Origin of the sequence: Lysobacter sp. ISL-50, from assembly GCF_018612875.1 — a bacterium.
In the GTDB taxonomy this organism is placed as follows: Bacteria; Pseudomonadota; Gammaproteobacteria; order Xanthomonadales; family Xanthomonadaceae; genus Lysobacter.
Window position 1 is genome coordinate 1 of the sequence record NZ_JAGGRI010000012.1, and the last position, 26,039, is coordinate 26,039.

Annotated in this window: 23 protein-coding genes; 10 read left to right on the forward strand and 13 right to left on the reverse strand. The window is 67.7% G+C overall.

Annotated features, from left to right (window positions below):
* Window positions 1–80 precede the first annotated feature (80 nt).
* Window positions 81–977 carry a LysR substrate-binding domain-containing protein gene (locus J7J50_RS07810; RefSeq protein ID WP_215056913.1) on the reverse strand — a complete coding sequence of 299 codons (897 nt, stop codon included), beginning with the start codon at window positions 975–977 and terminating at the stop codon, window positions 81–83.
* A 103-nt stretch (window positions 978–1,080) separates the two neighbouring features.
* Between J7J50_RS07810 and J7J50_RS07815 the strand changes: the two genes are divergently transcribed.
* On the forward strand, window positions 1,081–1,677 hold the full coding sequence (locus J7J50_RS07815; protein WP_215056914.1) for a short chain dehydrogenase: 597 nt from the start codon (window positions 1,081–1,083) through the stop codon (window positions 1,675–1,677).
* A gap of 6 nt (window positions 1,678–1,683) precedes the next feature.
* Here the strand turns inward: J7J50_RS07815 and J7J50_RS07820 are convergent, their stop codons facing one another.
* The 11 genes from J7J50_RS07820 to rph form a co-directional block, all read right to left on the reverse strand.
* Window positions 1,684–2,145: a nuclear transport factor 2 family protein gene (locus J7J50_RS07820; protein ID WP_215056915.1), complete on the reverse strand. Its 462-nt coding sequence runs from the start codon at window positions 2,143–2,145 to the stop codon at window positions 1,684–1,686.
* A gap of 138 nt (window positions 2,146–2,283) precedes the next feature.
* Entirely contained in the window at window positions 2,284–2,715 is a 432-nt protein-coding gene (locus J7J50_RS07825; protein ID WP_215056916.1) for a nuclear transport factor 2 family protein, read from the reverse strand.
* Between the two features lie 75 nt (window positions 2,716–2,790).
* On the reverse strand, window positions 2,791–3,111 hold the full coding sequence (locus tag J7J50_RS07830) for a low molecular weight protein tyrosine phosphatase family protein (RefSeq protein WP_215056917.1): 321 nt from the start codon (window positions 3,109–3,111) through the stop codon (window positions 2,791–2,793).
* A 7-nt stretch (window positions 3,112–3,118) separates the two neighbouring features.
* Complete coding sequence (gene pepQ, locus J7J50_RS07835) at window positions 3,119–4,477, reverse strand: Xaa-Pro dipeptidase (RefSeq protein WP_215056918.1); 1,359 nt, start codon at window positions 4,475–4,477, stop codon at window positions 3,119–3,121.
* 340 nt (window positions 4,478–4,817) lie between these two features.
* A complete protein-coding gene (locus J7J50_RS07840; protein WP_057941739.1) occupies window positions 4,818–5,168 on the reverse strand; it encodes a PilZ domain-containing protein in 351 nt (116 codons plus the stop codon).
* Window positions 5,165–7,480, reverse strand: coding sequence for a DUF1631 family protein (locus J7J50_RS07845; protein WP_215056919.1), 2,316 nt, complete (start codon window positions 7,478–7,480; stop codon window positions 5,165–5,167). Before J7J50_RS07845 ends, J7J50_RS07840 begins: the two co-directional genes overlap by 4 nt.
* Before the next feature lie 219 nt (window positions 7,481–7,699).
* Window positions 7,700–8,863: a radical SAM family heme chaperone HemW gene (gene hemW, locus J7J50_RS07850; RefSeq protein ID WP_215056920.1), complete on the reverse strand. Its 1,164-nt coding sequence runs from the start codon at window positions 8,861–8,863 to the stop codon at window positions 7,700–7,702.
* A gap of 52 nt (window positions 8,864–8,915) precedes the next feature.
* Window positions 8,916–9,491: a hypothetical protein gene (locus J7J50_RS07855; RefSeq protein ID WP_215056921.1), complete on the reverse strand. Its 576-nt coding sequence runs from the start codon at window positions 9,489–9,491 to the stop codon at window positions 8,916–8,918.
* A complete protein-coding gene (rdgB, locus tag J7J50_RS07860) occupies window positions 9,488–10,081 on the reverse strand; it encodes an RdgB/HAM1 family non-canonical purine NTP pyrophosphatase (RefSeq protein ID WP_215056922.1) in 594 nt (197 codons plus the stop codon). Before rdgB ends, J7J50_RS07855 begins: the two co-directional genes overlap by 4 nt.
* Window positions 10,078–10,470, reverse strand: a complete 393-nt coding sequence (locus tag J7J50_RS07865) for a VOC family protein (RefSeq protein ID WP_215056923.1) — start codon at window positions 10,468–10,470, stop codon at window positions 10,078–10,080. The genes rdgB and J7J50_RS07865 overlap by 4 nt, the downstream gene beginning before the upstream one ends.
* Window positions 10,471–10,842: 372 nt before the next feature.
* Window positions 10,843–11,607 (reverse strand): ribonuclease PH, encoded by a 765-nt coding sequence (gene rph, locus J7J50_RS07870; RefSeq protein WP_215056924.1) that lies wholly within the window; start codon window positions 11,605–11,607, stop codon window positions 10,843–10,845.
* 68 nt (window positions 11,608–11,675) lie between these two features.
* Between rph and J7J50_RS07875 the strand changes: the two genes are divergently transcribed.
* From J7J50_RS07875 to J7J50_RS07895, 5 genes are all read left to right on the forward strand, one after another.
* Window positions 11,676–12,536 (forward strand): YicC/YloC family endoribonuclease, encoded by an 861-nt coding sequence (locus J7J50_RS07875; RefSeq protein WP_215056925.1) that lies wholly within the window; start codon window positions 11,676–11,678, stop codon window positions 12,534–12,536.
* A gap of 109 nt (window positions 12,537–12,645) precedes the next feature.
* Entirely contained in the window at window positions 12,646–13,260 is a 615-nt protein-coding gene (gene gmk / locus J7J50_RS07880) for a guanylate kinase (protein WP_215056926.1), read from the forward strand.
* A gap of 213 nt (window positions 13,261–13,473) precedes the next feature.
* Window positions 13,474–13,773, forward strand: coding sequence for a DNA-directed RNA polymerase subunit omega (gene rpoZ, locus J7J50_RS07885; protein ID WP_036108756.1), 300 nt, complete (start codon window positions 13,474–13,476; stop codon window positions 13,771–13,773).
* A gap of 703 nt (window positions 13,774–14,476) precedes the next feature.
* A complete protein-coding gene (locus J7J50_RS07890; RefSeq protein ID WP_251044543.1) occupies window positions 14,477–16,636 on the forward strand; it encodes a bifunctional (p)ppGpp synthetase/guanosine-3',5'-bis(diphosphate) 3'-pyrophosphohydrolase in 2,160 nt (719 codons plus the stop codon).
* A gap of 177 nt (window positions 16,637–16,813) precedes the next feature.
* On the forward strand, window positions 16,814–17,197 hold the full coding sequence (locus tag J7J50_RS07895; protein ID WP_215056928.1) for a RidA family protein: 384 nt from the start codon (window positions 16,814–16,816) through the stop codon (window positions 17,195–17,197).
* A 107-nt stretch (window positions 17,198–17,304) separates the two neighbouring features.
* Here J7J50_RS07895 and J7J50_RS07900 read toward each other — a convergent pair whose 3' ends face one another.
* Window positions 17,305–18,372, reverse strand: coding sequence for an AraC family transcriptional regulator (locus J7J50_RS07900; RefSeq protein ID WP_215056929.1), 1,068 nt, complete (start codon window positions 18,370–18,372; stop codon window positions 17,305–17,307).
* 172 nt (window positions 18,373–18,544) lie between these two features.
* On the opposite strand from J7J50_RS07900, the gene J7J50_RS07905 reads away from it, so the two are divergent.
* From J7J50_RS07905 to recG, 4 genes are all read left to right on the forward strand, one after another.
* On the forward strand, window positions 18,545–19,789 hold the full coding sequence (locus J7J50_RS07905) for a parallel beta-helix domain-containing protein (protein WP_251044544.1): 1,245 nt from the start codon (window positions 18,545–18,547) through the stop codon (window positions 19,787–19,789).
* A gap of 3 nt (window positions 19,790–19,792) precedes the next feature.
* Window positions 19,793–20,983 (forward strand): SO2930 family diheme c-type cytochrome, encoded by a 1,191-nt coding sequence (locus J7J50_RS07910; RefSeq protein WP_215056930.1) that lies wholly within the window; start codon window positions 19,793–19,795, stop codon window positions 20,981–20,983.
* Window positions 20,984–21,222: 239 nt separating this feature from the next.
* A complete protein-coding gene (locus J7J50_RS07915; RefSeq protein ID WP_215056931.1) occupies window positions 21,223–23,646 on the forward strand; it encodes a TonB-dependent receptor in 2,424 nt (807 codons plus the stop codon).
* Window positions 23,647–23,718: 72 nt separating this feature from the next.
* Window positions 23,719–25,836, forward strand: coding sequence for an ATP-dependent DNA helicase RecG (gene recG, locus J7J50_RS07920; RefSeq protein WP_215056932.1), 2,118 nt, complete (start codon window positions 23,719–23,721; stop codon window positions 25,834–25,836).
* Window positions 25,837–26,039: the final 203 nt, after the last annotated feature.

The following is a 26,039-nucleotide window of genomic DNA, read 5'->3' on the forward strand; positions in this document are numbered from 1 at the left end:
CAGCCCCAAAGCAAATCCCCCCTGGCCCCCCTTTTTCAAAGGGGGGAATCCTTCGGGCGGGCGTGCAACGACTCCTACGCCTAAACTTCCGGCCCCAACCGCTCCAACACGAACTCGATAAACCGACTGAGCTTCGGCAGCGGCTGCCGATCGCGCGGATACAGCAGATGCACCGGTCGCGGCGGCGGCAAGTCGTGCTCGAACAAACGCACCAATCGCCCGGCGGCGATATCGTCGGCCAACAGCACCTCCGGCTGCAGGACGATGCCGCACCCGTCCAGCGCCGCGCGCCGCAACGCTTCGCCGTGATTCGACGCGAACCGCCCGCTCAGCCGCAATGGCTCCGGGCCGATGCTGCCGAAACGCCAGCCGGCGTCGCGAAGCCAAAGCAGATGATTGAGGCAACTGTGATCGACCAGTTCGCGCGGATCGGTCGGCGTGCCGCGCTCGCGCAAATAATCCGGTGAGGCGCAGACGGTCATCCGGTACGGCCGCAACGGCCGCGCGATCAGATGATCGGAATCCGGCAACGGCCCGATCCGGATCGCGGCGTCGAAGGCTTCCGCGATCAGGTCGGACATGCGATCGGCCAGGGCCAGGTCCAGCGAAACGTCCGGATAGACGCGCAGAAACTGCGTGATCACCGGCGCGATCGCCGCGCCGCCCAGGGTCAGCGGCGCGGTCACGCGCAGATGGCCGCTGGGACGGCGGTCGTCGCGCAGGCGCTCGGCCACGGTGTCGGCGCGGCGGACCTGTTCCAGGATCAGCCGCGCCTCGTCCAGGAACGCCACGCCCACTTCGGTCAGCCGCTGCTTGCGCGTGTCGCGCTGGAGCAGGCGCGCGCCCAGATGCTCTTCCAACTGGCGGATGTGCTTGCCGACCATCACCGCCGACAACTGCTGCGCCTGCGCCGCGGCGGCGAAACTGCCGGTGTCGGCCACCGCGACGAACACGGCCATGCTGCGCAACTTGTCCACGTGGGCTAACCCGGAGTTAGGGGAGCGCGAAATCCTAGCGCATTCACCGGGCGCGCCTCGGTGCGCAGACTGGGCGCCTGAATTCCCAACCCGGACTATCCCCATGAAGATCCTGCTCGTAGGCGCCAGCGGCACCCTCGGCCGCGCCATCGCCGACACGTTGAAAAACCACGAAATCCTCGCCGCCGGCCGCAGCAGCGCCGACTACCCGGTCGATATCACCGACGACGCCAGCGTCGAGGCGCTGTTCGCCAAGACCGGCAAGCTCGATGCGATCGTGTCCGCGGCCGGCGTGCTGCACTTCGGCCCGCTGGAATCGATGCGCCCGGCCGATTTCGCCATCGGCTTGAACGACAAACTGCTCGGCCAGGTGCGTCTGGCGCTGCTGGGCCAGCATCACCTCAACGACGGCGGCTCGATCACCCTGACCACCGGCATCGTCGCCGAAGAGCCGATCCGCGCCGGCGCCAACGCCAGCGCGGTCAACCGCGCGCTGGAAGGCTTCGTGCAAGGCGCCGCGCTGGAACTCAGGCGCGACCTGCGCATCAACACGGTCAGCCCGAACGTGCTGAGCGAATCGTGGCAGGCCTACGGCGCGTTCTTCCCGGGGTTCGAACCGGTCACCGCCGCGCGCGCGGCGCTGGCGTATCAGCGCAGCGTCGAAGGCATCCAGAGCGGACGCGTGTTCAAGGTCTGGTGATGGCGCTCACGGCGCATCGGGCAGGCGCAGCGACGCTTGCCCGAGCACGTAGCGCCAACCCTGCGCGGTGCGCGCGTAGGTGTCGCTGTACCAGAGCCGGTATTCGAACGGCACGCCATCGGTCTTGCCCTTGAGCCACAACAGGGCGGTGACCACGCCGGTGTCGCCCCACACCCGCACGCGGCGTTCGCTGGCGTCCTGGCGTTCGTAGACGGTGCGCGCGTCGCGCGCCTCGCGCAGCAGCGCGGCCTTGTCGCTGATCTGGCCGCGGCCGCTGATCAGGACGAAATCGTCGTCGAGGATGTCCGCCATCGTCGCCGCATCGTTGGCTTTGACCGCGGCTTGGTAGCGGATGTCGAGGGCTTCGATCGCGGTCAGGTCTTCGCGCTGACCGGCCGTCGCCGCGCACGGCGATGCGAGCGAAGCGGCGAACAGGCAACCGCTTGCGAGGGCAGAAGGACGGGACATGAACTCGCTCCTGACAGGTTTGCGTCAGGCTAATCGGCGCCGCGTCGCGGCGCTCGCCGGAATCGGACAAGGTCATCGCGATGTTTGCCATGGCTTGCGCCTCCGCCCGCCCGCCGCGATCCGCGCCGCTTCAAAAATTCACTCGCGCTGCAAGATCGCCTTCATGCTCCGATGCTCGATCGGCGCCGAAGTGTGTTCGTGAACGATCTTCCAGCCGCCGTCGCGCCGCGCCAGCCCCAGGGTGATGCGGTTGTTCAACGAGCGCAGCCGTTCGCCGGACGCGGCGAAGGCGGTGTAGCTCAGGATCGCGTGGCCGATCGCCAGATCGGCGCCGAGCGTCGCCTGCGCCTGGTCGATCCCGACCACGACCCGCTCATCGCCGAGCGAGCCGAACCAGTCGCGCACCATCGCCCGCCACGGCTCGATGCCGCGCATCGACCAGTCGCTCCACATGTCGAAGATATGCACGTCGGCGTCGTAGAGCGCGACCAGGGCTTCGACATCCTTGGCCAGTACCGCGGCCGCATAGGCTTGCAGCGTGTGCAGGACGGGATCGTGCGTTTCGGCCATGGCAGTGCTCCGGTGAGGAAGGAAGGGATCGTGGATCTACGATCAGGTTCAGGACGGGCAGGCCGCGACGGGCGATCACAGATGCTTCGGCACCCGCGCCAGCAGCAACTCCACCAGCGCCGGCGCCATGTACTCGTAGTCGTCGGGAATATCCAGGCAGACCACGCGCTTGCCGCGCAACTGCGGCTTGAACTTGTGCTGCAACTTGTTGCGCTGGGCCTTTTCCATGACGAAGATCAGCTGCGCCCACTCGACCAGCTCGGCGCCGAGTGGTTGCTCGGCGTCGTGATTCAAGCCGGCCGAGGCGACGTCGAGGTCGTCGCGGCCGGCGAACACCTGTTCGGCGGTCGGGCTGCGCAGCTTGTTCTGGCTGCAGACGAACAGGACCCGGCGCATGCGCGATTCAGGCCGTGGCGGCGAATTCGTCGCGGGTCAGGTTGATCGGCGCGGCGTCGGTGCAGACCACGTCGTCCTCGATGCGGATGCCGCCGAACGGACGGAAGCGGTCGATGCGGCTCCAATCCACGCTGTCGGCGTGCTCGCCCTGACGCAAGCCGTCGAGCAGCAGATCGACGAAGTACAAACCCGGTTCGATCGTCACCGCCATGCCGGGCTCCAGCACGCGGGTCAGGCGCAGATACGGATGTCCGGCGGGCTTGTCGATGCGGCCGCCGCGATCGGAGGCGGCGAAGCCGGCGACCTCGTGCACCTGCAGGCCGATGCCGTGGCCGATGCCGTGCGGGAAGAACACGCCGCTGACGCCAGTGGCCACCGCCGCTTCCGGCGATGCCTTGAGCACGCCGAAGTCGTTGAGGATGCCCGCCAACGCCAGGTGCGCGTCGAGGTGGATGCGCTTGTAATCGGTGCCGGCGCGGACCTGATCGCACATCTTCAGCTGCGCGGCATCGACCGCGTCGATCAGCGCCTGGAATTCGTCGCGCGCATCGCTCGCATAGGCGCGGGTGATGTCGCAGGCGTAGCCGTGGTGGCTGGCGCCGGCGTCGATCAGGAAGCTGCGCGATTGCGCCGGCGCTTCGCGATCGAGCTCCATGTAGTGCAACACCGCGCCGTTCTGGTTGAGCGCGATGATGTTGCCGTAGGGCAGGTCGTGGGCGTCCTGGCGCGCGGCGGCGCAGTAGGCCAGGTGGATGTCGAATTCGCTCAGGCCGGCGCGGAACGCGGTCTCGGCGGCGCGGTGCGCGCGCACGCCCTTGCGCGTGGCTTCGCGCATCATCGCCACTTCGTATGGCGTCTTGTAGGCGCGGTGGTATTCCAGGTAATCGATCACCGGCTGCGGATTGTTCGGCGCGTAGTCGCCCAGCGCGCTCTGCGGCTCGCCGAGGATCGCGCAGCGCGCGGCGTCCTTGGGCAGATGCGCCAGCGCTTCGTCGGGCTTGCGGATCACGATCACATCGAAGTGCTCGACCCAATAACCGCTCGGCGCCTGCGGCACCACGTGCCAGTAATCGAAGGGCTGCAGATAGATCAGCGTGGGCTTGCGGCCCGGCGTGGCGATCAGCCAACTGCCCGGATTGCGGGTCAGCGGCAGCCAGGCCTTGAACTGCGGGTTGACCGCGTAGGGATAGTCGCGATCGTCGAAGAATTGGTAATGCAGGTTGCCGCTGGGCACGACCAGATGGTCGAAACCGCCGCGGTCGAGCGCTTCTTGCGTGCGGCGATGCAGTTCGGCGACGTGCTGCGCGTACAAGGCGTCGATAGCGGCGGACGCAGAAGAATCGGCGGTGCGGGCGGGGGCGTTCATGCGGGCGGGCCTGAGGGGAACCGGGCTATTTTGCCGGATTGCGGGGGAGGGGGATTTGCCGGTGCGGTGGGGCTGTCGGCGGCGAGCGACCAAGCCCCAGCGTTTGGAGCCCCTCTCCCGCTTGCCACCCAAGGTGACTTCCTTCGGGGCGCGGGGTGAGTGGACGCTGCTTGCGAGCCACTGGCTCGCGTGTCCGCGAACGCCCAAACGCAAAACGTTTGGGCCGGGAAGTGGTTGGGGTGAGGGCGCGCGGGGTCGCCGGTTGCATCGTCAGCCGAGTTTCGCGCGCCCTCATCCGCCCTTCGGGCACCTTCTCCCGCAAGCGGGAGAAGGGAGTGGGTTACTCGTAACTCGCCCCAGGCGAATCCAGCCACTGCCGCAAATGCAGCATCCCGTCCTCGGGCATGGCGATGAAACGGAAGCCGGTCCAGGTCTGGCCGGGCACGCTGGCGCGGTCCTGCCACAGCAGGTGCGCGCCGACTTCGATCGGCGAGGCGTGCTGCGGCGCGTCGCGCAGGTGGAAACGCAGTTGGTACAGCGCATCGTCGGTCAGCGGCGCGCTGGCGATCAGCATCATCCCGGTCTCGGACAGATTGCCCAGATGGCCGATCACGGTCTCGGTCATGGTGTCCACGACCTGCACCGTCTCGACGATGCGGCGACGACGGGTGCGGCGGAATTCTTCGTTCATGCCCGCGCTCCGTCGCCGTCGGCGTTTTTGCGCGCGCCGCCGAAGCCGCGCAGCACGTCCAGCGCGGCGTGCCAGGCGCGATCGACCAGGCGATTGCGTTCCTGCTCGACCACCCGCGCCTGTCCGCGCGCCATCATCCGCGCCAGGCTGTCCAGCGATTGCTCGCCCACGCGCTGGCCGCGCTGATTGACGAACAAGGCGTTGTCGGTGACCGGGCTGAACCACGACAGCCGGCGCCGCACCGCGTCGCCCTGCTGGTTCTGCACGAATTCGAACCACGTCCCGAACGGCAGCGCGCGGATGCGCTCCCAGCATTCCTGCTCGTGCGCGTCGCGCGAAGGCATCGGCGCGCGCGGGATCGGCGGGCTGTCTTCGCCCAGGCGGGTGCGCTGGCGCAGTTTCATCGCCAGCTCAGTGCGCGAGGCGGCTTCATCGCTCATGGCCGGGCCGACGGTGAGCTGGCGCGAGATTGCGCCGGCGTCGTCGGCGTGATAACCGACCAGGGTCAGCGCGTGTTCGATATCGGCGTCCAGGCCGCGCGGCGTGGCCGCGCCGGCGCCGCTGTGGTTGGCGGCGACGATCTGCCGGGTGATTTCCAGCTGCCGCTTCCAGGCTTCGGATTCTTCTCCGTGGCGCAGCAAGGTCAGGGTGAGTACGTCGGCCCAGGCCTGGCTCAGCAAGGTCTGGACGAAGCGCGGCAGGCGCTGGTCGGCGGTGCTGGTTTCCAGCGCTTCGAACGCGCGGCGCTTGGCCAGTTCGAGTTTTTCCTTGCCGCGCGCGGCCTCGACATGGCGGCGCTCGGTCACCTCGGCCTTGCGCGCCAAGGTTTGCAGATGGTCCTGCAAGCGCTGGTTGGCCGAGTCGAACGCGTCCGGGCTGCCGCGGTAGTGTTCGATCACGTGATCGACCGCCTGCCGCAGCGGCTCGTGCAGCTGCGGATCGACGTCTTCCGTCGGCGTCCAGCGCGCGCCGGCCTCGGCGACGGTGTTGAGCAGTTGCAGCGCCGGATGGCCGTCGTGGGCCAGCAGCGAGCGGTCCTGCAGGGCCGCGTGCAGCAGCGGCGCCTGCAGGCGGTTGAGCAGGGTCGAGATCATCGCGTCGCCGCGCAGGCGCTGGTCGATTTCCTCGAACAGCAGGCCGAGCAGTTCGAACACGTCGCCGTCTTCGCGCGACAAGGTGGTCGGGGCGGGTGCGCCGTCGACGGGACGGCTGCGTGCGATCAACGCCTGGCGCAGATCGGCGATCTTGCGCAGCGGCTGCGGGCCGCGCGGGCCTTCGTCCTTGATCTGGTTGAGCGCGTTGAGCAATTCAGCGGTGTCGAGCGGTTCGGCCGGCGCCGTCGCCGTCGCGGCCGGCGGGCGCGGACGCAGCTTGTCGACCAGTTCGCGGCGTTCGGACAGCCACTGCTGCAAGGTCGCGAAGTCGAGCGCGTCGGTCGCGGGCGTCGCGCCGGCCTGGCCGGACCAAGCGGTGTGCGGGCGCGCCGCGCCGGTCGCGGCTGCGGCCGGGGTTTGCGGCGGGCTGCCGGCCGTGGATTCGGTTCGCGCGATCTCGGCCGCGGCCGGCGCCGCCGTCTGCGCGGTCGGACGCGCGCGCAGCGGCACGAACGACAGACTCGGTAGCACGTTCTCGCGGGTCAGCAGGGCGTTCATCGATTCGACCAGAGCGGCGTAGCCCAGCATCACCTGCTGATCGAACACCCGGTACAAGTCCAGCCGCGATTCCAGGCTGATCTGCAGCGGCTGGCAGGCCTCGGCGAAGCTGCGGATCAACCGCTGCGGGCCGACCGGCAGGCGTTCGCTGTCGAACGCGGGCGCGCCGGCGAGCACGCCGAAGCGCTGGCCCAACAACAGCAGGCCGAGCCCGGCGCGCGATTCGTGGCGGCTGGCGATGCTGCGCAGCACCGTGCTTTCGTCCACTTCGCTGTCGTCCACCAACCGAAGTTCACGAAATTGAGGCGCGGCGTTAGCAGCCAGGCGCGAAACCCCACCCGCCGCATTCAGCGGATCCCGCAACCGGGTCAGCGAGCTTTCCAGCGCCAGCAGATAACGCGGAATCAGGTCCGCGCGCCGCAACCGCACCAGCCGCAGGGTTTCGAGATAACCCGACTGCAAGCCGGGATTGCGCGCCTGATCGGCCTGGCGGAACAACTGCTGTTCGAACTCGGCCAGCATCCGTTCCAGTTGCGGCGCGGTTTCGTCGCTGACCAGCGCGTACAGCTGTTCCAGCAAGCGACGAACGCGGCGAGGCAATGCAGCCGTGGCCAAGGTGGCCCGCGGTGAAGCGTCCAGTGGGTCGAACGTGACGGACATGGGATTTCGGTGCTGACGACCGCGAGATATAACCACGCCTCCCCGGCGCAGGCCAGCCCGAAAGGTCCGGGCGCAGCGTGCAGCCGACGGGAGGCGGCCATTGGCAGTTACGTTCTCAGGTGCGTGCAACGGCCACGCCGCAGTCTGGCCGCGGCGGCGTGGCGAAGCCGTGATTCCGCGGCGCGGGCGCGGCGGCGTCCAGGCGCTGCGCGGACAGGACTATTGCGACAGGAACAGCCCGACCACATCGTTGGTGAAACGTCGGCCCAGCTCGGTCGGCCGCACCCGGTCGCCGTCGCGTTCCAGCCAGCCGTGGGCGTAGGCCGCCTGCAATTGCGGCTCGATGTCCTGGCGCGACAGGCCCATGCACGACTCGAACGAGTCCAGCGAAAAGCCCTCGACCAGCCGCAGCACGTTGAGCATGTATTCGAACGGCCGCCGCTGCGGCGCGATGCGATCGTCGTCGCCGATCGCCGCCGGCGTGCCGGCCGCGGCCAGGTACTGGGTCGGATGCTTGAGCTTCCAGCGCCGCAGGATGTCCTGCTCGGAGCCCAAGGTGATCTTGGCGTGGGCGCCGGCGCCGATCCCGAGGTAATCGCCGTAACGCCAGTAATTGAGGTTGTGCTGGCAGCGCCGGCCGGGGCGGGCGTAGGCGCTGACCTCGTACTGGCCGTAGCCGTGCTCGGCCAGCAGGGCCTGGCAATGCTCCTGGATGTCCCAGGCGCCGTCTTCGTCGGGAATGTCCTGCGGCGGACGCGCGGCGAAGACGGTGTTGGGTTCCAGGGTCAGCTGATAGTGCGAGATGTGCGCCGGATCGAGGGCGAAGGCGCGCTCCAGGTCGGTCTCGGCCATGGCCAGGGTCTGGCCGGGCAGGGCGTACATCAGGTCCAGATTGAGATTGTCGAAGCCCGCGTCCTGGGCCAGCTTCACCGCCGAATCGGCGTCAGCGCTGTCGTGGATGCGGCCCAGCCGCTTCAGGCAGCCGTCGTCGAAGCTCTGGATGCCGAAACTCAGGCGGTTCACGCCGGCGGCCTTGTACAGCTCGAAGCGGCCGTGCTCGGCGGTGCCCGGATTGGTTTCCAGGGTGATCTCCGCGCCCGGCGCGAAGCGCAGGCGCGCGCTGGCGCCCTGCAGGAAGCGGTCGATGAACTCCGGCGGGAACAGGCTCGGGGTGCCGCCGCCGAAGAACACGCTGTGCACGGTGCGGCCCCAGACCAGCGGCAGGTCGTGTTCGAGGTCGGCGATCAGGGCATCGACGTAGGCGTCGAACGGCAGCGCGCCGCGGCCCTCGTGCGAGTTGAAGTCGCAATACGGGCATTTGCGCACGCACCAGGGCAGGTGCACGTACAGCGACAGCGGCGGGGTGGTCAGGGCAGGAGTCAACAGCGCGGGCCGGGCGCCAGGGCCCGGTATCGGTCGGAGGGGAGCCGATAGCTTACCGGTCGAGCGCCGCCCCGTAGCGGCGGGCGGCGAGCAGGGCGCGCAGATTGGCGTCCAGGGACACGTCCGGGCGGGCCTGGACCACCAGGCGCATGATCGTGGCCAGCGGCTCGGCGCGGCCGTCGCCGGACATGTCGCCGTCGAAAATGGTCGCCGTGGTCCAGCCCCGGTGCTCCGAGGGGGCCAGGCGCAGTTCCAGGGTCGAGGTCAGGCGCAGGCGCCCGTCCTTGGCCCGGTGCAGCGACATGCCGACCACTTCGTGCGGCTCGAAGGCGCGGCCGCGATGGCCGCTGGTGATGTTGGCGTAGCGGATCAGCCCGCCCGCGGAGGCGTCCACGCTGACCCGCTGGACCGCGGCGGCCGCGATCAGCCCGACCAGGGCCGCGAGCAGGCCCAGGGCCAGCTCGATCTCGGTGCTGAAGTTGTTGGCCCCGGCGCGCAGGCCGTCCTGGCGTATCCAGATCGCGATCGGCAGCGCCATCAGGTACAGCACCGCCACCAGCAGCACGGTGTGGCCGCCGGTGCGGAAGGCCCGGCGCGGCGGTGCGGCGGCGCGCAGCATGCGGTTCATCGCGCGACCTCGGCGAGCCTGGCGCGCAACGCCGCCAGCGCGAGCGCGCGATGGCTTACGCGGTTCTTCAGCGCGTCGTCGATTTCGCCGGCCGGCACCTGGTGCTGGGTATCGAAGAACACCGGCTGATAGCCGAAGCCGCGATCGCCCTGGCGCTGATGCAGGATGCGGCCGTGCCAGACGCCTTCGGCGATGACCGGGCGCGGATCGCCGGCGTGGCGCAGCAGCACGATCACCGCATAGAAATGCGCGCCGCGCTGATCGTCGGGGACGTCCTTGAGCGCGCTCAGCAGCTTGTCGATGTTGCCCTGGGCGTCGCCGTGGCGGTGATAGCGCGCCGAATACAGACCCGGCGCGCCGCCCAGCGCATCCACGCAGATGCCCGAGTCGTCGGCGAGCGCCGGCAGACCGGTGACCGCGCAGGCATGGCGCGCCTTCAGCAGCGCGTTCTCGACGAACGTGCTACCGGTTTCCTCGATGTCTTCGACCCCCAGATCGGATTGCGCCACCAGTTCGATGCCGGTGTCGCTGAGCAGGTCGCGCAGTTCCGCCAGCTTCCCGGCGTTACTGCTGGCCAGCACTAATCTCATGCCTTAAGTTCCAGCAAATCCCAGCGATTACCGTACAGGTCTTCAAATACGGCGACCGTGCCGTAGGTCTCGACGCGTGGAGATTCCATGAAGCGCACGCCGCGTTCGAGCATGGCGGCGTGGTCGCGATGGAAGTCGTCGGTGTGCAGGAAAAACCCGACCCGGCCGCCGGTCTGGTCGCCGATGCGCGCTTGTTGTCGTTCGCCCGAGGCCCGCGCCAGCAGCAGGGCGGTTTGCGCGCCGTCGGCGGGCGCGACCCGGACCCAGCGCTTGCCGCCGCCCTGGTCGATGTCTTCCAGCAAGACGAAGCCGAGCGACTGGGTGTAATAGGCGATGGCCTGGTCGTAGTCGGCGACGACCACGGTGATGCTGCCGATGCTGCGATTCATGACGATTCTCATGCGGGACCGCGCCCGCCGCGCGATCGGCGGCGGTTGCGGTCGAAAACGCGAGGCCGTGCCGGCCCCGTCGAAGCGGCGCCGGATCGAGGGGATGTCGAACGGCTTGCGACAATGATCGCGCAAGCGGCGGGAAGTTCAGCGCGGGCAGCGGAATTTGCGACGGATTACGCGGATGTGAGCACGCGTGATCGGGGGCTTGTGCTGGAAGCGGGAATTGGGATTCGGGAAGCGGGAAGCGGGAAGCGGGATGGGCGCTGTTGCGCCGAAGGCTTCGAAGCCTGCGCGGCGCGGCGCGCGGTGCGTTCGCGCGCCGCGAGGCGAATCGGGACGCCTCCCGATCCGCCCGCGGATATCGCGTGCTTAAACCGCCAGCGCTTCGCGCTGCTTGAGCACGAGTTCGGCGATGCCGGCTTCGGCCAGCGCCAGCAGGCCGTCGAGTTCTTCGCGGCGGAACGCATGGCCTTCGGCGGTGCCTTGCAGCTCGATGAAGCCGCCGCCGTCGTTCATCACCACGTTCATGTCGGTGTCGCAGTCGCTGTCTTCGGCGTAGTCCAGATCCAGCACCGGCACGCCGCGGTACACGCCGACCGACACCGCCGCGACCGCGCCGAAGATCGGATCGCGGGTGATCTCGCGCCGCGCCTGCAACCAGCGCACCGCATCGACCAGGGCCACGTAGGCGCCGGTGATCGCGGCGGTGCGGGTGCCGCCGTCGGCCTGCAGCACGTCGCAGTCCAGGGTGATGGTGCGTTCGCCCAGCGCCTTGCGGTCGATGCAGGCGCGCAGGGCGCGGCCGATCAGGCGCTGGATTTCCAGGGTGCGGCCGCCCTGCTTGCCGCGCGCGGCCTCGCGGTCGCTGCGGGTGTGGGTGGCGCGCGGCAGCATGCCGTACTCGGCGGTGACCCAGCCTTCGCCCTTGCCGCGCAGGAAGCCGGGGACCTTGTTTTCGACGCTGGCGGTGCACAGCACCTGGGTCTGGCCGAAGCTGACCAGCACCGAACCCTCGGCGTGGCGGGTGTAGCCGCGCTGGATGGTGACCTCGCGCATCTGGTCCGCGACGCGCCCGCTGGGGCGTGCGAGCGGACCGGCCGGAGCCTGGGCGGGTGCGGCTTTGGGACCGGTCATAAGCGCGGATTTACCGTTTGAGGGCCGGCGAGTTTACCATTCGCTCCCTGTAGGCTCGGAATTCGCGAATGATTCGCAGCATGACCGCCTTCGCCAGCGGCGAACGCGCGACACCCTGGGGCACGCTCGGCTGCGAGTTGCGCTCGGTCAACCACCGCTTTCTCGAGCTCGGCGTGCGCCTGGCCGATGAGCTGCGCGTGCTGGAACCGGCGTTGCGCGAACGCATCGGCGCGCGCATCGGCCGCGGCAAGCTCGACCTGACCTTGCGCCTGCGTCCGCCGGAAGGCGGCGACGCGCTGCAGCTCAATCCGACCCGGCTGCGCGAACTCAGCGATCTGGCCATCGATCTGTCGGCGCGCTTCCCGGCGCTGCGCACCGAGTTCACCGACCTGCTGCAATTTCCCGGCGTGCTGCAGGCGCCCAGCACCGATCCGGCCGAATTGCAGGCGCAGGCGCTGGCGCTGCTGGACAGCGTGCTCGACGAATTCGTCGCCTCGCGCGAGCGCGAAGGCGGCAAGCTCGCGGCGGTGATCGGCGAGCGCGTGGACGCGATCGCCAAGATCGCCTTGGACGTGCGCACGATGATGCCGGCGATCCGGGTCGGGCAGCGCGCCAAGCTCGAAGCGCGGCTGGCCGATCTGGCCCAGCCGGCCGACAACGGCCGCGTCGAGCAGGAACTGGTGATGTGGCTGCAGAAGCTCGACGTGGACGAAGAACTCGACCGCCTCGACTCGCACGTCACCGAAGCGCGGCGCGTGCTCAAGCTGCGCGAAGCGGTCGGCCGGCGCCTGGATTTCCTGCTGCAGGAATTCAATCGCGAAGCCAATACCCTGGGTTCCAAGTCGGTGGACGCGCGCAGCTCGGCCGCGGCGGTCGAGCTCAAGGTGCTGATCGATCAGGTCCGCGAGCAGATTCAGAACATCGAGTAGCCGGGAATCGGGAATGGGGAATCGGGAATCGTAAAGAGCTCCCGCTGACGCCGTTCGCGATTGCCGCTCTACCGATTCTCCATTCCCGATTCCCGATTCTCGAGCCCCAATGCGCGGAACCCTTTACATCGTCGCCGCTCCCTCGGGAGCCGGAAAATCCAGCATCGTCAACGCGGTGCTCGCGCGCGATCCGGACATCCGCCTGTCGATCTCGTTCACCTCGCGCCAGCCGCGTCCGGGCGAGCGGCACGCCGAGCACTACCACTTCGTCAGCGCGCAGGAATTCGAGGCGATGGTCGAGGCCGGCGATTTCTTCGAGCACGCGCGCGTGCACGGCGACTGGAAGGGCTCGGCGCGGCAGTCGGTCGAGCCGTTCCTGTCGGCCGGCAAGGACGTGCTGCTGGAAATCGACTGGCAGGGCGCGCGCCAGGTGCGGGCCAAGGTGCCCGACGCGGTCAGCGTGTTCATCCTGCCGCCGTCGCGGCAGGCGCTGGAGTCACGCATGCGTTCGCGCGGGCAGGACAGCGAGGAAGTGATCCGCCAGCGCCTGGCTGCCGCGCGCGAGGAGATGTCGCATTACGGCGAGTTCGACTACGTGATCGTCAACGAGATCTTCGACACCGCCGTGGACGAGATGTGCGCGATCTTCCAGGTCAGCCGCCTGCGCCTGGAGCCGCAGGTGGCGCGGCATTCGCGGTTGATCACGGCGCTGCTGGCGGATTGAGTCCCGGGGCCGGATCGCCGCGCGGGCGGCCCTGGCCGCCGCCGGAATCGCCGATTTCGCGCGCGAGACTCGGGTGGTCCGGCCTTCGGACCGCTAAGTGGCTGATTCATAAAGTCTAAAGACCGTAAATCTTGCCATGGAATCGCATAGTGGCTAGACTTCCCGGTCCCCATCCGCGTTACTAAAGACGGCCGCACCGGCCGCAGGAGCCCCATGGCCCGCATCACCGTCGAAGATTGCCTGGAAGTGGTCGATAACCGCTTCGAACTCGTCATGCTGGCCGCCAAGCGCGCCCGCCAGCTGGCCAACGGCGTCGAGCCGCAGCTGGACAACAGCGAAGCCAACGACAAGCCGACCGTGCTGGCGCTGCGCGAAATCGCCGCGCGCCAGGTCAACCCGGAATACATCGACGCGGTCGAGAAGGCCGAGCGCGAGCGCAAGGAACGCGAAGCCCTGGAATGGGCCGCCGCCGAAGTGGTCGCCGACGACGACCTGTCCAAGGGCGACGACTGAACCACCCGTCCCGCGCTCCGCGCGGGCCGCGGTACCGAAACGGCTCCGCCTCGACGGGGCCGTTTTCGTTTCTGCTGGAGGACGCCGAGGTCTGTTGTAGGAGGGGCTTCAGCCCCGATGCTTTCGGCTCAAATCGCCCGAAACCTCACCGCGACAGAAGCGAATGCGCCCCGCCAAGGTCTGTTGTAGGAGGGGCTTCAGCCCCGATGCCCTTGGCTCAAATCGCCCGAACCCTCGCCGCGACAGGAACGAATGCGGCCGGCCAAGATTTGTTGTGGGAGGGGCTTCAGCCCCGATGCTTTCGGCTCAAATCGCCCGAAACCTCACCGCGGCAGAAGCGAATGCGCCCCGCCAAAGTCTGCTGTAGGAGGGAGCTTCAGCCCCGATGCTTTTGGCTCAAATCGCCCGAAACCTCACTGCGACAGAAGCGAATGCGCCCCGCCAAGGTCTGTTGTAGGAGGGGCTTCAGCCCCGATGCCCTTGGCTCAAATCGCCCAAAACCTCACCCAGGTCGGAGCCAAAAGCATCGGGGCTGAAGCTCCCTCCCACAAAAGACGCCCTGAACCAGACAGCCCCCAACTGCGCAAGCCGTGACGGCGTACTTGCGCCGACCTGAGCCGCCGCCACATTCAAAGTACGTAATGCGTTGCGCCATGCGCCGCCGCACGCGTAAATTTCCGTTATGACACCTGCCGAGCCCGCGTTGAACACCTATCCCGCCGCTCCCGACGAAACGGAGCTGCCGGACTACGTGCGCGAGCTCGAGCTCGCGGCGCACTACCTGCCCGAAACCCAGCGCCTGCTGCTGCGCCGCGCCTGGGCCGTGGGCGCGGCCGCGCACGCCGGGCAGACGCGCAAGTCCGGCGAGCCCTACATCACCCATCCGGTCGCGGTGGCCAAGGTGCTGGCCGACCAGGGCCTGGACGTGGAAACCCTGGTCGCGGCGATCCTGCACGACACCATCGAAGACACCCCGGTCACGCGCGAATGCCTGGCCACCGAGTTCGGCCCGACCGTCGCCGAACTGGTCGATGGCGTCACCAAGCTCGACAAGCTGCAGTTCCGCGATCGCCAGGAAGCCGCCGCGGAAAGCTTCCGCAAGATGCTGCTGGCGATGGCGCGCGACCTGCGCGTGATCCTGATCAAGCTCGCCGACCGCCTGCACAACATGCGCACCCTCGGCGCGCAGAGCGCGGAAGCGCGCGAACGCATCGCCCGCGAGACGCTGGAGATCTACGCGCCCATCGCCCAGCGCCTGGGCATGAACCTGATCAAGGCCGAACTGCAGGACCTGGGCTTCCGCGCCCTGCATCCGTGGCGGCACGCGGTCATCGAAAAACGCATCCGCACCCAGCCGGTGGTGCGGCGCGAGTCGCTGGTGCAGATCGAAGCGCATCTGGCCCAGCGGCTGGCGAAGGAGAAGCTTCAACATCGCTTGATCAGCCGGGTGAAATCGCCGTGGAGCATCTACACCAAGATGCATCACGAGCATAAGAGCTTCACCCAGGTGATGGACGTGTTCGGCTTCCGCGTCGTGGTCAAGAGCGTGCCCGACTGCTATCACGCGCTCGGCGTGGTGCATTCGGCCTACAAGCCGCTGGATTCGCGCTTCCGCGACTTCATCGCCATTCCCAAGGCCAACGGTTACCAGTCGCTGCACACGGTGCTGTTCGGCCCCTACGGCTCGCCGGTGGAAGTGCAGATCCGCACCGAGGACATGGACCTGATCGCCGAACGCGGCATCGCCGCGCACTGGTCGTACAAGCACGGCGGCGAAGGCCCGAACAGCGCGCAGTCGCGCGCGCACAGCTGGATCGCCAGCCTGGTCGAGTCGCAGCGCGCGACCGGCTCGTCGCTGGAATTCCTCGAAAACGTCAAGGTCGATCTGTTCCCGGACGAGGTCTACCTGTTCACGCCCAAGGGCGACATCATGTCGCTGCCGCGCAATTCCACCGCGCTGGATTTCGCTTACGCCGTGCACACCGACGTCGGCAACCGCGCGGTCGCCGCGCGCGTGGACGGCAAGCTGGTTCCGCTGCGCACCAAGCTGGCCAGCGGCCAGCGCGTGGAGATCATCACCGCCAAGTCGTCCACGCCCAAGCCGCAGTGGCTGGAGTTCGTGGTATCGGGCAAGGCGCGCACCTCGATCCGCCAGCAGCTCAAGCAGCTCGAACACGAGGACGCCGTGCAGCTCGGCCATCGCATGCTCGACCGCTCGCTGGAAGTGCTGGAAACCTCGCTGGACCGCATTTCGACGCTGCGCCTTGAGGTGTACCTGAGCGAAAACCGCTACCCGCGCCTGGAAGCGCTGCTGGCCGACATCGCGCTGGGCAACCGCATGCCCAATCAGGTCGCGTTGGCGCTGGCGCGCGAGGCGCCGGGCAAGACCCGCGGCCGCGCCATCGACCGTCCGCGCCTGCCCGAAGACAAGATCCTGATCACCGGCGCCGAGCGCGGAGTGATCAGTTTCGCCAACTGCTGCTTGCCGTTGCCGGGCGACGAAATCATGGGCTACCACACCGCCGGCAAGGGCATCGTGGTGCACCGCATGGATTGCCCGAACCTCGCCGACTACCGCAAATCGCCCGACCGCTGGGTCGCGATCGGCTGGGACCGCCAGGTCTCCGGCGATTTCGCCGCGGCGCTGCGCATCGAGGTGGACAACCGCCCCGGCTCGCTGGCCCAGGTCGCCGCCGCGATCGCCGAAGCCGAATCCAACATCGACCGCGTCGAATACCTGGAGCGCGACGCCAACATCGCGATCATGCGTTTCGCCATCGAAGTGCACGATCGCAAGCATCTGGCCGATGTGATGCGGCGGGTGCGCAGGCTGGCGGTGGTGCTGGGTGTGCAGCGGATGTAGCTGGCGGCGGGAATCGGGAATGGGGAATCGGGAATCGTAAAAGCGGGCTTTGCGAGATCGGCCGGTTATTCGGCTTCGCCAAACTGCGGGTCAGGCCCGCTTTGCGATCCTGGACCCCACGCCCCGGCTTTTGCCTTTACGATTCCCGATTCTCCATTCCCCATTCCCGGCTCTCAAATGTCCCGCGAAATCATCCAAACCGACCAAGCCCCGGCCGCGATCGGCCCGTACTCGCAGGCCGTGCGCGTCGGCGACACCGTCTACCTGTCCGGTCAGATCGCGCTCGACCCGTCCAGCGGACTGGTCGTCGAAGGCGACATCGAAGCGCAGGCGCATCGCGCCTTCCGTAACCTGCAGGCGGTGTGCGAAGCCGCCGGCGGTTCGCTGGCCGACATCGTGCGGCTGGGCCTGTACCTCACCGACCTGGGCGCGTTCGGCAAGGTCAACTCGGTGATGGGCGAGTACTTCAATCCGCCGTACCCGGCGCGTTCGACCGTGGAAGTGTCGGCGTTGCCGCGCGGTGTCGCGTTCGAAGTCGATGCGGTGATGGTGCTGCGCTGATGTAGGAGGGGCTTCAGCCCCGATGCTTTTCGCTCAGATCGCCTGCAACTTCATCGCGACCTGAGCGAAAAGCATCGGGGCTGAAGCCCCTCCCACAGAGAATCGGGCTATTTTCGCTCGCGCGCCATCTCCACCCACAACCGCTCGCGCAGCGCGCGCGGCGTTTCCCCGGTCAGGCGTTTGAACGCGCGGCGGAAATCGCGCGGGTCCTTGTAGCCGATCGCCGCGCCGACGCTGGCGATGGTCGGGCCGCGTTCGCGCAGCAGCGCGTAGGCGCGGTCGATGCGCAGGCGGTCGTGGATCTCGTGAAAGCTGCTGCCTTCGCCGGTCAGTTGCCGGCGCAAGGTGCGTTCGCTGACATGCAGTTGTGCGGCGATGCCGGTCAGCTTGGGGTCCTGCGGCAACTGCGCGCGCAGCAAACGCTCCACCGCCGCCGACACTTCGCCGGGCACCGGGCCGCGCGGCATCTGCGCTTCGCACAGCGCCAGCACTTGCCTGGACGCGATCGGGTTGTGGGTCGGCAACGGCACCATCAGCCAGCTTTCGTCCAGCACCAGCCGGTCCTGCGGCTGATCGAAGGCGATCGGGCAGTCGAACACGTCCTGGTAACTGGCGCGGTACTCCGGCGCCGGATAACTGAATTCCAGGCGCAGCGGCCGCAGCGTGTCGCCGACCAGCCCGCGCGCCAGCGCCAGGCAACTGCTGAAGAATTCTTCCGCGACGAAACGGTGGATCGACGGAAACGTCAGGGTCATCTGCCCGGCCAAGGCCAGCGTGCCGGCCTCCGACGCGCTTTCGACGAAGCGCATCAGGCTGCCGACCACCGGGGTGAAACGCAGGCCGATCTGCAAGGCCTCGCCGAAGGTCGCCGCCGTGGTCATGGCCAAGCCGAGCAGGCCGAAATTGCCTACGTGCTGGCCGCGGCCGATGTCCAGGCCGATGCTCGGCGGCAGCACCTTGAGCGCGCGCTCGATCACCACCGCGGTCGGTCGGTCGGGCAGGCGCACGCCGGGGTCGCCGACCTGGGCGCGGCTCAGGCCGGTGCCGGCGAACCAGTCGTCGCTGGGCGCGCCGATCCGGTCCGCGGTCTCCAACAAGCCCCACAGCAGGTTCGGCGACATCAGCGCGATGTCGGCCTTGACGCTGGTGTTGTCCGGATCGGATGGCTGAGGCATCGCCCCTCACGATACTTGGCCGCACGGTTGACCGCGAATGCCCCCTTAGTGTGCCGCATTCGCCCTCACGCGCGCTCACCCCGGCGGCGGAGACTCGTCGTTCAGCCACCTTCGGGCCGTCGCGCGCCGCAACCCGCGCGGCGGCGCCGATCGCCAACATCACGGGGACTCCATGAGCCAGCCGATCCAGCCGATCCGCGCCTCCGTTCTAGCCGTTGCCGCCGCGGCCGCCCTGGCCGCCGGTTGCGGTCCCGAGCAGGCCCAGCACACGCCGACCGCGCAGGTCGCCGCCGGCGACGCCGCCTTTGCCGACAGCTTCCGCACCCGCTTGCTCGACGCCAAGGCCGGCGAGGTGATCGAAGTGCCGGCCGGCCGCTACACCTTCGACCGCAGCCTGACCTTGCGCGTGGACGGCGTGACCATCCGCGGCGCCGGCCCGGACAAGTCGGTGCTGAGCTTCAAGGGCCAGAAGGCCGGCGCCGAGGGGCTGCTGGTCAACGCCAGCAATTTCACTTTGGAAAACATCGCCATCGAGGACAGCAAGGGCGACGGCCTGAAGGTCAACGAAGCGGAAAACATCACCATCCGCAACGTGCGCGTGGAATGGACCGGCGGCCCGAGCACCAAGAACGGCGCCTACGGCCTGTATCCGGTCAAGACCCGCAACGTGCTGATCGAAAATTCAGTGTCGATCGGCGCCTCCGACGCCGGCATCTACGTCGGCCAGTCGCGCGACGTGATCGTGCGCAACAGCCGCGCCGAGTTCAACGTCGCCGGCATCGAGATCGAGAACACCATCAACGCCGATGTCTACGACAACATCGCCACCAACAACACCGGCGGCATCCTGGTGTTCAACATGCCGGCGCTGTCGCAGCAGGGCGGCGCGATCCGGGTGTTCAAGAACAAGGTGTTCAAGAACAACACCGCCAACTTCGGCGCCAAGGGCACGCCGGTGTCCAGCGTTCCGGCAGGCAGCGGCGTGGTGGTGAATTCCAACGACGATGTCGAGATCTTCGACAACGACATCAGCGACAACGCCACCACCAACATCATCGTCTCCAGCGTCTATTCCACCGGTTACAAGGACGACAAGGCGGCGAAGGATTTCGATCCGTATCCCGAACGCATCTCGATCTACGGCAACCGCTTGAAAGGCGGCGGCGATTCGCCGGACGGCCTGGACCTGAAAGCGCTCAAGACCGCGATCTACGGCCTGAGCGGGCATTTCCCCGATGTGCTGTGGGACGGCTACGCCAACGCGGCGTTGAAGACCGGCCCGCAGATCTGCATCCGCGACGTGTCCGGCGTGGTCAACGCCGACGGTCCCGGCGGCTACAAGAACCCGAGCCAGGACACCAAGCCCTACGCCTGCGATCTGCCGAAGCTGCCGGCGATCGACCTCAAGCGCGGCTGATCGATGCGCCTGATCACGATGCGTCATGCGGCGTTCTTGTTGTTGGCGTTGTTGCCCGCGGCCTGCGCGAAACCGGCCGCGGACGAAACCGGACGGGCGGCGCGGACGCCCGCCGGCATCGCCGCGGACTCGCCTTGGCAGCCGGTGCATTTCTTCGCCGAAGGGCAGCCGGAGGATCTGGCCGACTGGAATATCCTGCGCATCGCCGGCGGCCGCCTGCAATTGAATTCCGGCGTCTTGCCCTACGACCTCAACACACCGCTGTTTTCCGACTACGCGCACAAGCTGCGCACGGTGTGGATGCCGAAGGGGCAGGCGGCGGCGTACGACCCGCAGCAAGAGTTCGACTTTCCGCTCGGCACCGTCTTCAGCAAGACCTTCTACTACCCGCGCGGCGAAGGCGACGCCGTGCTGCGCAGTGCCGACGATGGCCCGGACCTGCGCGGCGGCGGTCTCGACCTGAGCAAGGTGCGGCTTGTGGAGACGCGCTTGCTGCTGCGGCGCAAGGACGGCTGGTTCGCGCTGCCGTATGTGTGGAACGCGGAACAGACCCGGGCCAGGCTGATGCGCGGCGGCGAGCTGGTATCGCTGGAGTTGGTCGATGCCGACGGAAAGCGCGAAAGCGCCGACTACCAGGTGCCCGATCAAAATCAATGCGCCGGCTGCCACGCCACCGACATGAAGACCAAGGCCCTGCATCCGCTCGGCCCGCGCGCGCGCCATCTCAATCGCGATTTCGCTTACGACGACGGCCTGGCCAATCAGATCGCGCGCTGGACCCAGGCCGGCTATCTGCACGATGCGCCGTCGCCACAGTCGGCGCCACGCGACGCCAACTGGCGCGACGCGGACGCGCCGCTGGAAGCGCGCGCCCGGGCCTATCTCGACGTCAACTGCGGCCACTGTCACAACCCGAAGGGCCCGGGCAACACTTCCGGGCTGTGGCTGGACGCGGCGACGCAGGAGCCGTTGCGGCTGGGCCGTTGCAAACTGCCGATCGCGGCCGGCAAGGGCACCGGCGGTCTGCGTCACGACGTGGTGCCGGGCAAGCCCGACGAATCGATCCTGACCTTCCGCATGCTCAGCGACGACCCGTCGGTGATGATGCCGGAACTGGGGCGCAGCGTCGTGCACGAAGAAGGAGTAAAACTGATCCGCGACTGGATCGCCGCGCAACAGGGGCAGTGCGGATGATCGCGACACAGCCACGGCGTCTTTTGTAGGAGGGGCTTCAGCCTCGATGCTTTTCGCTCCGATCGCACGCGACTTTCGAAAGGCCTGATCGAAAAGCCTCGGGGCTGAAGCCCCTCCCACAAAAGACCCGCGCGATCGCCGAATACCGTAACTCGAAGGGAATCCGGAACCAGAAAGATCCAGCAAGAACGCCACCGATGCATGCGTTCGAATCCACGACAACGAGAGGGGAGCTTGAGATGTCGCTGCGTAAACACCGCTTGGTCATCGCGACCAACACCGTGCTGACCGCGTTGTGCGGAGGCGCCTTCGCCCTGGCCGTGCCGGCCGCCTTCGCGCAACAGTCGGCGCCGAAAGAACTGGACAAGATCACCGTCACCGCGCAGAGCCGCGAGCAGGCATTGCAGGACGTCCCGATCGCGCTGCAGGTGGTGACCGATCAACTGATCGACGACGTCGCCGCGCAGGACCTGGGCGATCTGGACAGTTTCGTGCCGGGCCTGGTGGTGGACAGTCAGCAGCCGACCCAGCCCGGATTCGAGTTGCGCGGCATCAGCACGGACGACTTCGGCATCGGCACCGATCCCGCGGTCGGCGTCTATGTCGATGGCGTGTACGCGGGCCGCGGCGGCGGCGTGCTGCTGCCGTTCACCGACGTGGAGCGCATCGAAGTGCTCAAGGGCCCGCAGGGCACGCTGTTCGGCCGCAACACCGCCGCCGGCGCGATTTCGATCATCACCCGCAAGCCCGATACCGCCGCGACCGAAGTCAAGGCCAAGCTGCGCATCGGCAACTACGGCAAGCAGTACGTCGATGGCATGTTGAACCTGCCGACCGGCGAGGATTCGGCGTTCCGCTTCAACGCCCTGATCAATCACGCCGACGGCTGGATTCAGGACGCCGAAACCGGCCGCGACCTCAATCCGGAAAACAACTGGGCCACGCGCGCCGCGTTCAAGACCCGCTTCGGCGAGCGCACCAGCGCGTTGATCAGTTGGGATCACGAGAGCCTGGATCAGCTCGGCCAGGCCACCACCGGCATCGTCGCGCTGCCGCCGGCGCCGGGCCTGCCGAGCTTGCCGGTGGACGAATCGGCGTACCTGGACCCGCGCAAGATTCCCACCGTCAGCGACGCCGAAGGCAACGAAGAATCGCGGCGGTTCGACGGCGTGACCCTGATCGTCGATCACGGCTTCGACTGGGGCGGTTTCACCTCGACCACGTCCTGGCGCGACTACGACTCGGTCAACCGGGTCGAAGAGGACGGCACCAATCGCCGCTATCTCTACGTCGATTCGACCAATACCGAAAGCAACCGCAGCTATTACCAGGAATTCAAGTTCGCCGGCAGCACGGACAAGCTCGACTGGGTCGCCGGCGCCAGCTATTTCGACGAACGCGCGCGCCAGACCAGCGAAGTCAACGCGATGACCGATTCGGTCGATACCATCGTGCAGAACCTCGGCCTGGCGCCGACGCCGGACGGGCGCCTGTTCGGTTTCTTCGACGATATCCTGCAGGCCAACGGCATTCCGCTGACACTGCTCGGCCATCGCTGGAACGAGACCTTCCGCAACACGCTCGACACCAAGGCCTATGCGGTATTCGGCGATGTGATCTGGCACGCGACCGACAAGCTCAACCTGACCGTGGGCCTGCGCTACACCCGCGACGAGAAGAAATTCTCGTGGCTCAACACGCCGCGCTATGCGCCGACCCTGGATGCGACGTTGGATCAGCTGCAGGCGATCGGCTTCTTCGATCTGGTCGGCCTGCCGCGCGAAGCCTTCGTGTTCGACGTGGCCTTCATCGATCCGCCGGCGATGTTGAACAAGGGCATCACGCGCCGCACCTCCAACAGCTGGACCGACCTGAGCCCGCGCTTCGTCGTCGATTACCACTTCAACGACGACACCATGGTGTTCGCGTCGCTGGCCAAGGGCTACAAGGCCGGCGGCTTCAACTCGTTGCAGATCGGCAGCAGCTTCGAGAACGAAGACGTGTGGAACTTCGAGACCGGCATCAAGAAGGCGTTCCCGGCGCAACGCCTGCAGGTCAACGCGTCGGCGTTCTATTACGTCTACGACAACCGTCAGGCGGTGCGGCTGGACAGCAGCACCGACATCCCGCGCTTCGTCATCGACACCTCCGACCTGGAAGCCTACGGCCTGGACTTCGACATGCGCTGGCAGGCCACCGATCACTTCGGCCTGGACTTCAACGCCAGCTTCATCGATTCGACCTACAAGAACTACGTGACCTCCGACGGCATCGACGCCAGCGGCGATCCCACCGGCCTGCCGTACTGGTCCGCGGCCGGCGGCGCGCATTACGTGTGGGAACTGGGCGAGCACGGCGACGTGCGCGTGTCGCTGCGCCACGCTTATCGCGGCAAGGTGCGTTGCAGCGAGGAGTCGCGCGCACAGAACCGCTGCGGGGTGAGCCCGGCGCTGGACCTGGGCGAGGCGCAGAACCGCACCGACCTGCGCATCGGCTGGACCTCGCCGCAGGGCCGCTGGGGCCTGGCCGCCTACGGCAACAACCTGTTCGACAATCAGTACATCAACGCGCTGGGCACTTACGGCAAGAACGTGCTCGGCACGGTCGGCGCGCGGGTGAGCGAGCCGCGCACCTACGGGATCGAGTTCAGCGCGAAGTACTGACGGTGAGGAATCGGGAATCGGGAGATCCGATTCTCGATTCCCCATTCCCGATTCCCGCCCTATCCTTAGGCCATGCCGAGCCGTAAGGACGGGCCCTCCGTCGATCTCCACACCCAACCGCTGCCCCGTATGCCCGGGGTCGGCCCGAGCGTGGCCGAAAAGCTCGCCGCGCGCGGGTTGGTGAGCCTGCAGGATTTCTGGCTGCATCTGCCGCGCCAGTACGAGGATCGCACTCAGATCACCCCGATCCGGCTGCTGCAGGCCGGTGTCGCCGCCCAGATCGAAGGGCGGGTGGAGGCGGTGGATCGCGGCTTTCGTTACCGGCCGATGTTGCGCGTGGCGGTCGGCGACGATTCGCGCGCGACCGTGGTGCTGCGCTTCTTCCATTTCCGCGCGGCCCAGGTCGCGCAGTTCCGCGCCGGCGCGCGCGTGCGCCTGTACGGCACGCCCAAGCCCGGCCAGAACGGCCTGGAGATCGTCCATCCCAGTTACCGCGTGCTCGAGGACGAAGACGAAATCGCCCTGGGCGAACAACTCGATCCGGTCTATCCGGCGATCGAAGGCATCGGCCCGGCGACGCTGCGCCGCCTGATCGGCTTCGCCCTGGATCGCTTGCCCGACGACGCATCGCTGGAGCTGATCCCGAGCGAATTGCGCGAACGCCTGCGCCTGCCGACCCTGCGCGAAGCCCTGCTGACCGTGCACCGCCCGCCGGTGGATGCCGACGTGGCCGCGTTGATCGACGGCCGCCATCCGGCGCAGCGCCGGCTGGCGCTGGAAGAGTTGCTGGCCCATCACCTCAGCCTGCGCCGACAGCGCATCAGCCAACAGGCGCACAAGGCGCGGCCGCTCAAGCAGATGCCGTTGGCCGAGCGCCTGCGCAAGTCGCTGCCATTCAAGCTCACCGGCGCGCAGAAACGCGTGTTCGACGAAATCCGCGTCGATCTGGCCAAGCCTTCGCCGATGCTGCGACTGGTGCAGGGCGATGTCGGCAGCGGCAAGACCGTGGTGGCTGCGCTGGCGGCGATGCTCGCCGTCCAGCACGGCCGCCAGGCCGCGCTGATGGCGCCGACCGAATTGCTGGCCGAACAACATCTCAATAATTTGCGTAAGTGGCTCGAACCCCTGGACGTGCGCGTGGCCTGGCTGGCCGGCAAGGTCACCGGCCGCGCGCGCAAGACGGTGCTGGCGCAGGTGGCCAACGGCGAAGCCCAAGTGGTGGTCGGCACTCATGCGCTGATGCAGGAGGGCGTGGCCTTTCGCGATCTGGCGCTGGCGATCGTCGATGAGCAGCACCGCTTCGGCGTGCACCAGCGGCTGGCGCTGCGCGACAAGGGCGCCGGCGGCGCGGTCGGCGAGGACGCGATCGTGCCGCATCAGTTGGTGATGACCGCAACCCCCATCCCGCGCACCCTGGCGATGACCGCCTACGCCGATCTCGACGTATCGGCGATCGACGAACTGCCGCCGGGCCGCACGCCGGTGCAGACCGTCGCGCTCAGCGAAGAGCGCCGTCCCGAACTGGTGCAGCGCATCCGCACTGCCTGCGCCGAAGGGCGGCAGGCGTACTGGGTCTGCACGCTGATCGACGATTCCGACGAAGTGATCGCGCAAGCCGCGCAGACCACGTTCGAGGAACTGTCCGTGCAACTGGCGCCGTTGCGGGTCGGCCTGGTGCACGGCCGCATGAAGGCGAAGGAAAAGCAGGAAACGATGCGCGCGTTCAAGGACGGCGAGCTGGATCTGCTGGTCGCCACCACCGTGATCGAAGTCGGCGTGGACGTGCCCAACGCATCGCTGATGATCATCGAGAACGCCGAGCGCCTGGGCCTGGCGCAGTTGCACCAGCTGCGCGGCCGCGTCGGCCGCGGCAGCGCGGCATCGAGTTGCGTGCTGCTGTATCGCTCGCCGTTGTCGGGGCTGGCGCGGCAGCGGCTGGAAACGATGCGGCAGACCCACGACGGTTTCGTCATCGCGGAAAAAGACCTGGAATTACGCGGCCCCGGCGAACTCCTCGGCACCCGCCAGACCGGCCTCGCGGGCTTCCGCGTCGCCGATCTGGGCCGCGACACGGATCTGCTGCCGCTGGTGCAGGAACTCGGCGAGCGCTTGCTCAAGACCTCGCCGGAACTGGCCGAGCGCATCGTATCGCGCTGGGTGGGCGGAGCGGTGCGCTACGCGTCTGCTTGAGTTTCGAAGGCAGCGGCGAAGTTTGTGATGAGCTTCGCGCAGTCGCAGTGTCGGCGAACCGCTTCGGGTCTAATGATGCGGCTACGGGTTCTCAAGGATGGCGACGCCCGTCGCCGGAGCAACCGGGCCATCGACAGGAGTCTTGCATGCCCATCGCATTCGATCAGCCGCCCACTGCCGGTTACGACAGCAACAACTCGCCG